We start from the raw sequence: 14,066 nt of genomic DNA on the forward strand, positions 1-14,066 counted from the left end.
TATGTATGTCGACGGCTAAAAAAACTGTAAAAGCGGCTAGCGTCATAATGATAATAACTCTACTGAGTAAAGTATTTGGATTTTTGAGAGATATGGCTTTAGCTTCCCAATTTGGTACATCTGTTTCCATGGATGCATATAATATGGCGACTGTCATACCTATGATACTTTTTGCAGCAGTAACTGCTTCAATAGCTACTACTGTTGTGCCAATATTTACCGAATATTTACAAAAAGAGGGGAAACAAAAGGCTTTTGATTTTATAAATAACCTTTTAGGTGTGGTATTAATTTCGACTGTAATTTTAACTTTCTTGGGTTTTATATTTGTACCTTATCTTGTAAAATTTGTAGCGCCAGCTTTTACAGGGGAAAAATTTGAGTTGACAGTAAAACTTACGACTATATTATTACCTACAATGGTGTTAATAGCTGCATCTAATATTTTCACTGGTGCTCTTCAGTCGATGGAACATTTTACTGTTCCTGCTATGATTGGTATACCTTACAATATTATCGTAATAACAGTAGCAATTTTATATGGGAGCAAATTTGGGATTACGATAGTAGCTTATTCTATAATTATTGCTACTTTCATACAAGCATTAATGCAGTTGCCTGTTTTATACAAATTAGGTTACAGAATCAAGTTAAGAGTGAATTTTAAAGATGAAGGAGTAAAAAGAGTCATTTTATTGGCAATGCCTGTACTTATGGGGACAGGGATACAGACTATAAATGTTTATGTGGATAGAGTGATAGCTTCTTTTTTGCCTGATGGGAGTATTGCAGCATTGAATTATGCCAATAGGCTTAACATGTTTGCATTGGGGATTTTTTCAACAGCAATTGCAACTGTTATATACCCTGTTTTATCGAAACATTCAGTAGCTGACGACAAAGAAGGCTTTCTAAAGAGTTTAAATTTTGCGGTAAGTGGTATTTTATACGTATTAATACCTGTATCAGTTGGTGCAATGGTACTCCGAGTGCCTATAATAAAAGTATTATTCGAAAGAGGAGCTTTTGATGAGAGGTCGACATATCTTACCTCAATTGCCCTTTTTTATTTTGCCATAGGAATGACTGCGTATGGCCTTAGAGATGTTTTAAGTAGAAGTTTTTACTCTATGAAAGATACAAAAACTCCTATGATAAATGGTGCTATGGCTGTATTACTAAATATTGCACTTAATTTAATTTTAGTTAGATATTTAAAATTAGGTGGACTTGCACTTTCTACTTCTATTGCAGCCATATTTACTACTTTTCTTTTATTTACTTCTTTAAAAAGAAAACTTGGGAAAATAGGCGGGAAATACATGTTTATGAGTTTTATAAAGGCAATGTTTGCAGCAATTGTAATGGGGGTGATAGTGCATTTTATGTATAATAATTTAATTGTTAAGATGCCGTCAGATAAAAGAATTTATGAGGTTATAGTCCTGTTTATAACTATATTAGTGGGGGCTATAATTTACTCTACTATTGTATTGGTTACTGATAAGTCTGCTTTTTCTTATCTCAAAAAAGGCATAAAATTTCTAAATTCTAAACTTGTACGAAATTAATTTTGTAAATGAGGTGGTATTATGAAATCAAAAGTATATTTTTACAATCTGAGGGCAAACAAAGCTAGCAGCAGTTTGTCCTCTAAAGTAGCGAGAATTTTTGATGTAGCGGGTTTTAAAAACATTATTGATAAAAATGATTTGGTAGCTATAAAAATTCACTTTGGAGAAAAGGGAAACAACGCCTACATAAACCCTATATATGTAAGAAAAGTGGTTGACAAAATTAAAAGTTATGGGGGAAAGCCTTTTTTAACAGATACAAATACTCTTTACAAAGGCAGTCGTTCAAATGCAGTTGACCATTTGGTGACAGCGATTGAAAATGGTTTCGCATATGCTGTTGTGAACGCACCAATAATAATTGCTGACGGTATTTTAAGCAAAGATTCTGTAGAAGTGAAAATTGATAAAAAGCATTTTGACACTGTAAAGATTGCTTCAAATATTTTCTTTGCAAACTCAATGATTGTGATGTCACACTTTAAAGGTCATGAATTGGCTGGCTTTGGAGGAGCTATCAAAAACTTAGCTATGGGGTGTGCACCTGCAGCAGGAAAACAACAGCAGCATTCAACAGTGCAGCCTGTCGTAGGAAAGGGATGTACCGCATGTCAAATGTGCATCAGGAATTGCCCCGTAAATGCGATATCTTTGGTCAATGGTTCAGCTTATATTGACCCTTCTATATGTATAGGGTGTGGAGAATGCGTGTCTATTTGTCAATATGGTGTCATAAAGCCTCAATGGGGAACTGATATGGATGCTTTTGTAGAGAGAATGACGGAATATGCTTATGGCGCTTATTCTACAAAAAAAGGCAAAATTGCGTTTATAAATTTTGTCATGAATGTTACACCACTTTGCGATTGTACGCCTTGGAGTGATGCTCCTATTGTTCCTGATATAGGAATATTAGCTTCCTTTGACCCTGTTGCTATAGATCAGGCAAGCTATGACCTTGTGAATCAGCAATTTGGTCACAAAGGCACAGCTTTAGAAGAAGCGGGATATGGCATGAATCCTGGAGAAGACAAATTTAAAGCTTTGCACCCTGAAACAAAAGGAGAACTACAATTAAAATACGGCGAAGAAATTGGCTTGGGTACAAGAGATTATGAACTTATTGAACTAAAATAGCAGGTTAATCCTGCTATTTTTTTAAAATTTTTAATGATTTTTGACAACGTTTATAGTATTATATTATTAGAGAAATCAACGGGAGATAAAGGAGAGAAATTTAATGGAAAAGTATTTTGTTATAATTTCCATAATTTCGGTGGTAACACTAATATTGCTTTTATTAGTTCTGATAGCTTTTGTTAAATGGACGGATAGAATTTTTGGAATTGAAAACGAGAAAGAAGGGAAAAATGACAAAGATAAAAAGAAAAAATAATTAATATGGCATATAAAGGAGCTGATACTTTGGAAATAGGTTTTAAAAGGAATGAGGTAAAAGGAGTAGTTTTTTACACAATACCTTCTTTTGAAAAGACAGGGCTAGTCAAACACCTTTTTACTACTAGAATTGGCGGTGTAAGCAAAGGCAAATACGCTTTCTTGAATTTAAGCTTAAAAAGATATGACACTAAAGAGGAAGTCTATGAAAATTTTAAAATAATATGTGATATTGGCGGTTTTTCATATGAAGATATGGTTTTTTCAGACCAGGTTCATGGTGATGTTATAAAAAAGGTGACTTACGAAGATAAAGGCAAAAACTTTGGTGGAAGTGATATCTCTGGTGTAGATGCCCTTATGACTAATGAAAGAGGCATTCCTCTTGTTACATTTTATGCCGACTGTGTGCCTTTGTTTTTCTTAGACCCTGTCAAAAAAGTTATTGCCCTTGCACACGCAGGATGGAGAGGCACAGTGGCCTACATTGGGCCTAAAATAGTTAATGCCATGAAAGAAGAATACGGCTCAAATCCCAAAGATATACTTGTAGGGATAGGCCCTTCTATATACAAATGCTGCTATGAAGTAGGTGATGATGTTGCGAATAAAATTAAAGATGTTATTGATGAATGGGAAAAAGTTCTTGTGAAAAAGGCGGGGGGCAAATGGATGCTGGATTTACAGCTTACCAACTACATTGAACTTATAAATACTGGCATACCAGATGAAAACATTACAGTAAGCCAAATGTGCACCCATTGCAATAGTGAATTTTATTCCTATAGAAGAGACAAAGGCATGACAGGCAGTATGGCAGCTTTTATGGAACTTAAGTAGTTTTTCTTTTATGATATTTGTTCTAATATATAAGTTAAAGAAATGGTTATTTATGTTTTTTGCATATTGACTATTTCTATATTGGATAATATAATCAAATTGAATAATATGATAATATAGTAAATAAAAATAGTGAAAGAGGTGGTAAGAATGAGAGTAAATGCTACAGAATTCAAAACAAGAGTTGGTAAATATTTAGAATTAGTTGATAAAGAAGAAATTATTATAACGAAAAATGGACGTGAAGTTGCAAAACTTATTCCAGCAAAAAAAGAAGGTACTCCAAATGCAGATTTTTTGTATGGAATTTTATCTGACTATCCTAACAAAAATATATCTGCTGAGCAAATACGGGAAGAAAGAATAAGAAATAAATACAATTAAAGGGGAGGGAAGATTACCCGTTAAATAACAATATGGGTATAATAGGTTAAATGATGAAAGTGTTAATTGATACTAACGTTATTCTTGATGTTTTATTAAAAAGAACTCCCTTTGACGTAGATGCTTATAACATATTAAAATTAGCGGAAGAAAAAAAGATAAATGCTTATTTAGCTGCTTTTTCAATTACGGATATATATTATTTCATAAATAAAAACCTTTCTCACAATGAAAGCATAAAAGCATTAGAAGCTTTGTTAAGTATAGTAGAAGTAGTGAGTATAACAAAACATGATATAAAGAAAGCAATGAATTTTAAGGAGTTTAGAGATTTAGAAGATGCTTTACAAATGCAATGTTTGAAAAAGTTAAAGGGTGATTTGATTATTACAAGAGATGAGGAATTCCAAAAAATAACTAATAAAGCAATATCACCAAAAGATTTTTTATCCAATGAGAGCTTAAATTAAAAACTAATACAAATGCTACCATACTTTTTATGCCATAAGACCTATTAAGGTCTTTTTTATTTTATCTAAAAACTTTTGTTCACAACTTATGCAATTTACTAAATATTCCGCTACAATTCCTGCCATATTTATGGTATATTTTTTGCATAATATACATTGAAGGGAGGCTTGTCACTATGATTGAAAGGATTTTTGAAATTATACAAAAAGAGGATAAAAAGAATCCTTTAACAGATGACCAAATAGCCGCAATTCTCAATATTAAAAGAGAAGATGTGACACAATTTAGACTGAAAAATAATATTCCTGACTCAAGAGAAAGAAGAAAACCTTACCTTTTAGAAGATGCAAAAAAAATAATTTCAAAGGACCCAAATATTTCAGATAGAAATTTGACAAAACAATTAAATAATTTAGGATATAATATTTCTCGTTTTGTAGCTACACAAATAAAAAAGGAAATTTTAAAAGATAAAATTGCAGATAATTTAGTGCAACAAAGTACTATTAAAAACGATAATGTAAATTTTGAAACTCCTAAAACAGCTAAAAGCTTACTCTCATTTAAAGAGATTATTGGAAGCGAAGGAAGCCTTAAAGTGCAGATAAGCCTTGCAAAAGCTGCAGTACTTTATCCTCCCCATGGATTGCATACTTTAATAGTAGGACCATCAGGATCTGGAAAAAGCCAGTTGGCTGAAGCAATGTACAACTATGCAATAGAGTCTGGAAAATTTAATGAAAATGCGCCTTTTGTAGTTTTTAACTGTGCTGATTATGCGGATAATCCACAACTACTCATGGCGCAACTTTTTGGTTATGTAAAAGGCGCTTTCACAGGGGCTGATACTGCAAAAGCGGGATTGGTAGAAAAAGCTGATGGTGGAATTTTGTTTTTGGACGAAGTCCACAGGCTTCCAAGTGAAGGACAAGAGATACTCTTTTATTTGTTGGACAAAGGAAAATTCAGACGATTAGGGGAAACAGAAAGTACTAGAGAGGCACAAATTATGCTTATTGCTGCTACTACTGAAAATCCTGAATCTTCGCTATTACTTACTTTTAGGAGAAGAATTCCTATGGTGATAGAACTTCCTTCTCTTTCAGAAAGACCTCCCCAAGAAAGATATGAAATTATACATCATTTTTTCTCAAAAGAGTCTTTTAGAATTAATAAATCGATTATTGTAAAAAAAGAGGCAGTAAGAGCTCTTATGCTTTATGACTGTCCGGGGAATATAGGGCAGCTAAGGAGCGATATTCAAGTTGCTTGTGCGAGGAGCTTTTTAAATTCATTAGGGAGTAAAAGCTCTTCATTGACAATAGACCTTTCAGATTTACCTAACCACGTAAAAATGGGGATAATCAGAGTAAATAAAAGAGATCCCGAAATAGAAAGATATTCAAATGAAGACATTATGGTGTATCCTGACAAGGAAATTAAGTTATATCCAAAAGAAGATAGATATATGCTGCCTGATGAAATATATCAATTTATAGAAGAAAGGTTTATTGACTTAAAAAGACAAGGACTTACAAAAGAGGAGATAGATAAAATTCTCGGGAAAGAGATAGAGGCGGAGCTGAAGAAATTTGCTGTAAATGTAAAATCTAACATAACAATTTCAAAAAAAGAATTGACAAACATAGTAGGAGAAAAAATTGTAAATGCTGTTGAAAAAGCATACGAGATTGCTAAAAAAGTTTTAAAAACTTAGAGGATAATCTCTTTTATTCCCTTGCTATACACTTAAGTGCTGCTTATGAAAGAATATTAAGCGGCAAACCAATAATTAATCCTCAACTTGAAAACATAGTGAAAGAATATCCTGTTGAGTATTCTATTGCTAAAATTATGGCAAAACAAATTAACAAAGAATTAGAAATACAGCTGCCTGATGAAGAAGTGGGCTTTATTGCTATGTATCTAAGGACATTCTCAGGGGACAAAGAAATAACTAAAGGCAGAGTGGGCGTAGTTGTGCTTACGCACGGCCATGTTGCAAGTGGCATGGCAGAGGTGGCAAATAAACTCTTAGGGGTAAATCATGCAGTCGGTATAGATATGGCTCTTGATGAAAGCCCAGAATCTGTTCTTGAGAGGACAATTGAAGTAGTGAAAAGAATAGACGAAGGCAAAGGCTGCATTATTTTGGTTGACATGGGTTCATTAATTACCTTTGGTGAAATTATAACCAAAAGGACAGGGATACCTACAAGAGTGGTAGGAAGAGTAGATACGGTTATGGTGTTGGAAGCTGTCAGAAGAGCTATTATACCGGATACTAATTTAGATGAAATAGCAGATGCGTTAGACGTAGATAAAACATATATAGGAAGAGTTGAAGGTATAAAGAGTAAAGATAAGCTTCCAAAAGCAATTGTAACTGTATGTATTACAGGAGAGGGAACAGCGTTAAAAATAAAGAAATATATTGAAGATGTCTTACCACAACTAAAAGATGATTACAAAATAATACCTGTTGGAATGCTCAGGCAGGAAGATATTGAAAAAGAAATTTCAAAAATAAGAGAAGAAAATGAAGTGGTAGCTTTTGTTGGTACAATAAATCCCGGCATAAAAAGTATACCTTTTATATCTGTTGAAGATATTTTACATGGCACAGGGATTGAAAAATTCAAAAAAATTGTCAATTTAGAGAAAGAAAATCCTTTAAAAGAAGTAATACAGGAAGACCTTATTTTTCATGATTTAGATACTTCTATGAAAAGTGATGTTATAGATAAATTGGTGGAGATATTGCAAGATAAAGGCTATGTAGATGAAAGGTTTTTACTAAGTGTATACAAAAGGGAATCTATGGGGGCGACTTTTTTAAAAGGAGGAATCGCGATACCCCACGGTTATCCAGAACATGTCACAAAACCTGCCATCGCAATTGCAAAATTGAAACAACCTATTTATTGGGAAGGAGAGTTTAAGGCAGATTTGGTGTTTATGATAGCGCTGAAGGAAGATTCAAAGGATTACTTTATGCATTTGTATCAAATTTTAACGGAAGAACAAAGCATCAATGCCATAAGAAAAGCTAAAAAGTGCTCAAGAAATAAAAAATATCATTACAAAATAGCACAAAACATGTCAGATAGTTGGCACGGCTCTTGCAATATTTTAATGGTGAACCAGCAAGGAGGTTATATACAATGAAAATTTCAGAGCTTTTTCACAAGGAAATAATTGTTACAAATTTGGAGGCAGAAAATAGAGAGGAAGTATTTAGAGTTTTGTATAAAAAATTGCTCGATAATGGATATGTTAAAGAGAGTTTTTTAGAAGGAATTATTAAAAGAGAAAATACTTTTCCAACAGGATTACTTCTCAATAATTATAATGTAGCGATACCTCATACTGACGCAGAACATGTTTTAAAGCCGGCTATTGCAGTTGCTACTTTGTCAAAACCCGTTATATTCAAAAATATGGCTAATCCACAAGAAGACGTAAACGTAAATATAGTGTTTATGATAGCTTTAAATGAAAGTCATAGTCAAGTTGAAATGTTGCAACAGTTAGTAGAACTTATTCAAAATGAAAGTTTCTTAAATAGTATTCTAAATGCGAAGGGTGGTGATGAGGTAATTGAAACTATAAAAAATTATGTTGTGTTTGGCAAAATTGATTAATTTTTAAAGAAAGAAGGAGGACGAACATGGAGAAAGACAAGAATGGAAGAAAAATTGTTTTAGTGGCTTGTGGCACAGGAATTGCTACTTCAACTGTCGTAGCAGAGAGGGTAAAGAAATTAATAGAAGAAAATGGGCTAAATGCGGAGGTTATCCAATGTAAAATGGCGGAAGTTGCTTCAAAAGAGAATGAAGCTCATCTACTTGTTACAACATCCATATTACCAAAAACTTATTCGATCCCAGTAGTTAATGCAATGGGATATTTGACAGGAATGGGTTCTGAAAATATTGACAAAGAAGTTATAAAATATTTAAAAGAGTAAAGGGGGAAGTAAGGTGGATAATTTGCTTCATGTTGTTCAATATATTTTAAATTTAGGACCAAGTGTAATGTTACCATTAGCATTAACAATAATCGGATTAGCATTTGGGCAAGGATTTAGTAAAGCTTTTAGATCTGGAATTACCATAGGTGTTGGCTTTGTAGGTATAAATCTTGTGATTGGTCTTCTTGTAAATAATTTAGGACCAGCAGCTCAGGCAATGGTGGACAGATTCGGTTTACATTTACAGGTAATAGATGTAGGATGGCCAGCAGCTGCTGCGATAAGTTGGGCTTCTCCGGTAGCAGCTTTTATAATACCTCTGGCATTAATAGTAAATTTAATCATGTTAATGACACGTACAACAAAGACGATGGATATAGATATTTGGAATTACTGGCATTTTGCTGCAACAGCAGCTTTTGTATATGTAGTAACAGGCGGAAATGTACTTCTTGCTCTTGTAGCAGCAATTCTTCGTGAAATAATAGTTTTAAAAATAGCTGATTGGACAGCACCAATGGTTCAAGGATTTTTTAAATTGGAAGGTATTTCTCTGCCTACAGGTTCTACTGTAGCTTATGCTGTGCTAGGTATACCACTTGGTAAGCTCGTGGGTAAAATACCTGGACTTAAAAATATAAAAGCAGATCCTGATACAATTCAAAAAAGATTTGGTATATTTGGCGAACCAATGATGATGGGTTTAATATTAGGGTTATTATTAGGAATTCTTGCAGGGTATGATTTTGCTAAAATTACACAAATAGGTATGTCAATGGCTGCTGTAATGCTTCTTATGCCAAGAATGGTCAGAATTTTAATGGAAGGCCTTATACCAATTTCCGAGTCTGTAAGGGAATTTCTACAGAAAAGGTTTAAAAATGCAGGTGAGCTGTATATAGGATTAGATGCTGCTGTGGTGGTAGGACATCCTTCAGTAATAGCAACAGCTTTAATCTTGATTCCTATAACAATTTTCTTAGCAGTAATTTTGCCAGGAAATAAAGTATTACCTTTTGGGGATCTCGCTACGATAGTGTTTTATATAGCATTTATAGTTGGTTCTACAAATGGAAATATAGTTCATTCTGTTATTACAGGTATAGTATTAATGGCTTCAGCTTTATATATGGCCACTAATTTGGCACCCCTCCATACAATGATGGCACAACAAGCACACTTTGCTATACCAAAAGGTACATCCTTAATATCGAGTTTAGACGAGGGTGGTAATTTGTTAAATTGGCTTATTATCAAGATATTCCAAGTGTCATGGGGATGGGTAATATTAGCTACAGCAATTGTTGCAGGTTTAATATACTATTTTATTACTAGAAATAAAAAAGCAATAGAACAATAATATAAGTTTCAAATTTATTGAAGAAAATATGTTATTATAACATTTTAAATAGCAGTCTAATATTAAAGATACATTCTTGTCAGTAATTAATATCTAAACCATGTTTTTGATGAAGGCTTCAATGAAATTAAAATGTACTTTGAAAAAGGTACCTCCTGATAGAGTGCAGAGAGTAAATTGCAGAATTTATTTCGGCTTAAACCTAAATTACAGGAGGTACCTATACATTTAATTTAAAGAATTAGAATTATCGGATAAAAGTATTGGCCATAAGGATTAATAGAGGGGAGAGATATAGGTATTATGAAAGCAGCAGTATTATATAAAGTAAATGATATTAGATATGCTGATTTTCCTGACCCAATTTGTGGTGAAAATGATGTAATTGTTAAGGTAAAGGCTGCTGGAATTTGTGGTTCGGATCCACCGAGAATATTAAAAAATTGGAGATATAGTTTACCGGCAATACCAGGTCATGAATTTTCAGGTATAATAGCGGAAAAAGGAAAGAATGTAAATAATGTTGGCTTAGGAGATCCAGTTGTGGCTATACCTTTTATACCTTGTTATAAATGTGAAAACTGTTTAAAAGGAAATTATTCTTTGTGTGATAATTACGATATGCTGGGTTCTAAGTCTTATGGTGGATTTGCAGAATATGTTAAAGTACCTTCAACTAATGTGTTAAAAATTGATAGCATAGATTTTGAGAGTGCTGCAATGATAGAACCACTGGCAGTGGCATTACATGGTGTTTTAGGTATCAGACCCATAATAGGTGATACAGTAGCTATAATAGGAGCTGGAACTCTTGGACAGCTTGTAATCCAATGGCTTAAAGTTGGAGGAATTAACGATATTATTGCAGTCGATATTTCGGAAAAGAAACTAAAAGAGGCAGAGAAATTAGGAGCTACTATATGTATTAATGCAAAAGAAAAGGACCCTATTGAGGAAATAATGAAAATAACTGATAACCAAGGTGTAGATATCGCTTTTGAATGTGCCGGTTCGCCGATAGCTCAAGAACAATGTTTGTTAATCACGAAGAAAAAAGGTAAAGTAGCGTACCTTGGTATTGCATATTCAGATATTCATTTCTCAGAAAAATCTTTTGAGAATATTTTTAGAAAAGAACTTACGGTAAAGGGGTTTTGGAATTCCTATTCAGCACCTTTTCCGGGACAAGAATGGTATAAAAGTATTCAATATGTAAGAAATAAAAGTATTAAATTGAATGAAATGATTTCGCATAGATTCAAATTAAGTGAAATTAGAGAGGTGTTCGATATGATTGCTCAGAAAAAAGAAGAATATAACAAGATAATAATTATTCCATAAAAATCTGTTTTTCAAGAGAAATGAAGCTTAAATTTTTGAGGAAAGGTGATCTAAATGAAAGCACTTTTAAAAAAGGAAAATGGATATGGAAATATGGAGCTAGTAGATATTGATGAACCTATTATAAACAGTGATCAAGTTAAAATAAAAGTTGCTTATTCTGGTATTTGCGGTTCTGACATTCATTCATATAAGGGTGAATATAAGAATATAAGACCACCTATTGTTTTGGGCCATGAATTTTCTGGAGTAGTTGTTGAAGTAGGGAGTAATGTAGAAGGAATTAAAGTTGGTGATAGAGTAACAAGTGAGACGACATTTTATGTTTGTGGAGTATGTGATTATTGCAAAAGTGGGGATTATAATTTGTGCCCTTATAGAAAGGGGATAGGTACCCAAGTAAATGGAAGTTTTGCTGAATATGTTGCTGTTAGAAAAGAAAGTGTACATGTTCTTCCACATAGTATAGATTTACTTTCAGCTTCTCTTACAGAGCCACTTGCTTGTGCTGCACATGCTACATTAGAAAAAACTAATATTGAATTGGGCGATATTGTTCTAATATTTGGACCAGGACCTATTGGCCTATTGACTGCTCAAATAGTCAAAGCAAGAGGTGCATATGTAATTCTTGCTGGACTTACTAAAGACAAGGATAGATTTAAAGTAGCCCTTGAATTGGGTATTGATAAAACTGTTGATATACAGCAGGAAAATTTAGAAGATATAGTTAAAGAATTAACAAATGGTTATGGGGTAGACAAGGTGTTTGAATGTTCTGGTTCAATAAGAGCTGTAAATTCTGGACTCTCGCTATTAAGAAAAAAAGGTACGATAATACAAGTTGGGTTATTTGCAAAGTCGTTTAATGAGCTTGACCTTGAAAAGATAATACAAAAAGAAATCTGTTATATTGGTTCTAGGAGTCAAAAACCAAGTTCATGGAAATTAGCTTTATACTTATTAGAAACTGGTAAAGTAAATACTAAGGCAATTATTAGTGATATTTATAGTTTAGATGACTGGGCTAAAGGGTTTGAAAAAGTAATGAATGGCGAAGGTCTCAAAATTGTTTTGAAACCTTAACTGTTTAGGAGGAATGGTAAATGAATACTGTATTATTAAAACAAAAAGCGAAAGAAATCAGAAAAGACATAATAACTATGATAGCAGAAGCAGAGTCCGGCCATCCAGGAGGATCTTTATCCTGTACTGATATTCTTACTATTTTGTATTTTGATAAAATGAACATAGATCCTGAAAATCCAAAATGGGAAGAAAGAGATAGGCTAGTATTATCGAAAGGACATGCAGCTCCAGCTTTGTATGCGGTACTAAGCGAAAGAGGATATTTTCCAAAAGAAGAATTAAAAACGTTAAGACAACTTCATTCGATATTGCAGGGACATCCAGACATGAAATCCACACCAGGTGTGGATATGACAACAGGTTCCCTGGGTCAAGGCTTGTCGGCGGCGAATGGTATGGCGATTGCGGGTAAACTTGATAATAAGAACTATAGAGTATATGTAATACTAGGTGATGGAGAAATACAAGAAGGGCAGATATGGGAAGCTGCAATGACTGCTGCTCACTATAAATTGGACAACTTAACTGCAATATTAGATTACAATGGATTACAAATTGATGGCAAGAACGAAGATGTAATGAATATAGTACCAGTAAAAGAAAAATTTAAAGCATTTGGATGGAATGTAATTGAAGTAGATGGCCATAACTTTGAAGAACTTGATAAAGCAATCGAAGAAGCGAAGGAGACAAAGGGGAAACCTACGATAATAATAGCAAAAACTATAAAAGGAAAAGGAGTATCATTTATGGAAAACAGGGTTGAATGGCATGGAGTTGCACCTAAAAAAGAAGAAGCAGAAAAAGCTCTAGCTGAATTGGAGAGGAGTGAAGCAAAATGAACAAAGCAACAAGGGAAGCATATGGTGAAGCACTAGTAGAACTAAACAAAAGAAATAAAAATGTAGTTGTACTTGATGCAGATTTATCAAAATCAACAAAAACGGCAGAATTTCAGAAGGTATGCCCCGAAAGGTTCTTTAATATAGGAATAGCAGAAGCAGACATGATAGGGACGGCAGCAGGACTTGCTACATGCGGCAAAATACCATTTGTAAGTACATTTGCCATATTTGCGGTAGGGAGGGCATATGAACAAATTAGAAACTCAGTAGCATATCCAAAACTAAATGTAAAAATAGCAGCTACACACGCGGGGATAACAGTAGGAGAGGATGGCGCAACACATCAATCAATAGAAGACATTTCTCTGATGAGGTCAATACCCAATATGGTTGTAATAAATCCATCCGACGATGTGGAAACCAAATACGCAATATTACAGGCAGCTGAGTACGAAGGTCCGGTTTATATCAGATTAGGGAGGATGACTGTACCCACAATACACGATGAACATTGCAAATTTCAGATTGGAAAAGGCGAAATATTAAAAAGCGGGAATGATGTAACAATAATAGCTACAGGGATAATGGTTGCTATGGCATTAGAAGCAGCGGAAGAATTAAAAAATATGGAATAGATGCAGAAGTAATCAACATTCATACAATAAAGCCAATAGACAAAGAATTAATAATTAGCTCTGCAAAAAAGACCGGCAAAATTGTGACAGCAGAAGAACACAGCATAATAGGCGGATTAGGGTCGGCGGTATGTGAAGTCTTATCGCAAGAATATC

General features: G+C 33.6%; 12 protein-coding genes and 2 pseudogenes. All 14 read left to right on the forward strand.

The genetic code is table 11. From position 1 onward, the window contains the following. Window positions 1-5 precede the first annotated feature (5 nt). Window positions 6-1,571 carry a murein biosynthesis integral membrane protein MurJ gene (gene murJ, locus THESIDRAFT1_RS06960; RefSeq protein ID WP_006569928.1) on the forward strand — a complete coding sequence of 522 codons (1,566 nt, stop codon included), beginning with the start codon at window positions 6-8 and terminating at the stop codon, window positions 1,569-1,571. A 21-nt stretch (window positions 1,572-1,592) separates the two neighbouring features. Then, a complete protein-coding gene (locus tag THESIDRAFT1_RS06965) occupies window positions 1,593-2,711 on the forward strand; it encodes a DUF362 domain-containing protein (protein ID WP_003868985.1) in 1,119 nt (372 codons plus the stop codon). 103 nt (window positions 2,712-2,814) lie between these two features. Beyond that, window positions 2,815-2,970: a hypothetical protein gene (locus THESIDRAFT1_RS13390; RefSeq protein ID WP_006569929.1), complete on the forward strand. Its 156-nt coding sequence runs from the start codon at window positions 2,815-2,817 to the stop codon at window positions 2,968-2,970. Between the two features lie 29 nt (window positions 2,971-2,999). Further along, window positions 3,000-3,812: a peptidoglycan editing factor PgeF gene (pgeF, locus tag THESIDRAFT1_RS06970; RefSeq protein ID WP_003868987.1), complete on the forward strand. Its 813-nt coding sequence runs from the start codon at window positions 3,000-3,002 to the stop codon at window positions 3,810-3,812. Window positions 3,813-3,962: 150 nt separating this feature from the next. Beyond that, the gene (locus tag THESIDRAFT1_RS06975; RefSeq protein ID WP_003867285.1) at window positions 3,963-4,196 is read left to right on the forward strand and encodes a type II toxin-antitoxin system Phd/YefM family antitoxin; all 234 of its coding nucleotides are present in this window, start codon (window positions 3,963-3,965) and stop codon (window positions 4,194-4,196) included. Window positions 4,197-4,249: 53 nt separating this feature from the next. Continuing rightward, window positions 4,250-4,666: a type II toxin-antitoxin system VapC family toxin gene (locus tag THESIDRAFT1_RS06980; RefSeq protein WP_006569931.1), complete on the forward strand. Its 417-nt coding sequence runs from the start codon at window positions 4,250-4,252 to the stop codon at window positions 4,664-4,666. Window positions 4,667-4,842: 176 nt separating this feature from the next. Next, window positions 4,843-7,758, forward strand: a pseudogene (locus THESIDRAFT1_RS06985) (sigma 54-interacting transcriptional regulator). Window positions 7,759-7,831: 73 nt separating this feature from the next. Further along, on the forward strand, window positions 7,832-8,311 hold the full coding sequence (locus tag THESIDRAFT1_RS06990) for a PTS sugar transporter subunit IIA (protein WP_006569933.1): 480 nt from the start codon (window positions 7,832-7,834) through the stop codon (window positions 8,309-8,311). A gap of 26 nt (window positions 8,312-8,337) precedes the next feature. Beyond that, a complete protein-coding gene (locus tag THESIDRAFT1_RS06995) occupies window positions 8,338-8,637 on the forward strand; it encodes a PTS sugar transporter subunit IIB (protein ID WP_006569934.1) in 300 nt (99 codons plus the stop codon). A gap of 13 nt (window positions 8,638-8,650) precedes the next feature. Then, entirely contained in the window at window positions 8,651-10,000 is a 1,350-nt protein-coding gene (locus THESIDRAFT1_RS07000; RefSeq protein ID WP_006569935.1) for a PTS galactitol transporter subunit IIC, read from the forward strand. 303 nt (window positions 10,001-10,303) lie between these two features. Then, entirely contained in the window at window positions 10,304-11,341 is a 1,038-nt protein-coding gene (locus THESIDRAFT1_RS07005; protein WP_006569936.1) for a galactitol-1-phosphate 5-dehydrogenase, read from the forward strand. A 54-nt stretch (window positions 11,342-11,395) separates the two neighbouring features. Then, window positions 11,396-12,427 carry a zinc-binding dehydrogenase gene (locus THESIDRAFT1_RS07010; protein WP_006569937.1) on the forward strand — a complete coding sequence of 344 codons (1,032 nt, stop codon included), beginning with the start codon at window positions 11,396-11,398 and terminating at the stop codon, window positions 12,425-12,427. Between the two features lie 20 nt (window positions 12,428-12,447). Continuing rightward, entirely contained in the window at window positions 12,448-13,272 is an 825-nt protein-coding gene (locus THESIDRAFT1_RS07015) for a transketolase (protein ID WP_006569938.1), read from the forward strand. Continuing rightward, a pseudogene (locus THESIDRAFT1_RS07020) lies at window positions 13,269-14,066 on the forward strand (transketolase family protein); the annotation flags it as partial. The gene THESIDRAFT1_RS07015 and the pseudogene THESIDRAFT1_RS07020, both read left to right, overlap by 4 nt.

Source organism: Thermoanaerobacter siderophilus SR4 (assembly GCF_000262445.1).
GTDB lineage: Bacteria > Bacillota > Thermoanaerobacteria > Thermoanaerobacterales > Thermoanaerobacteraceae > Thermoanaerobacter > Thermoanaerobacter ethanolicus.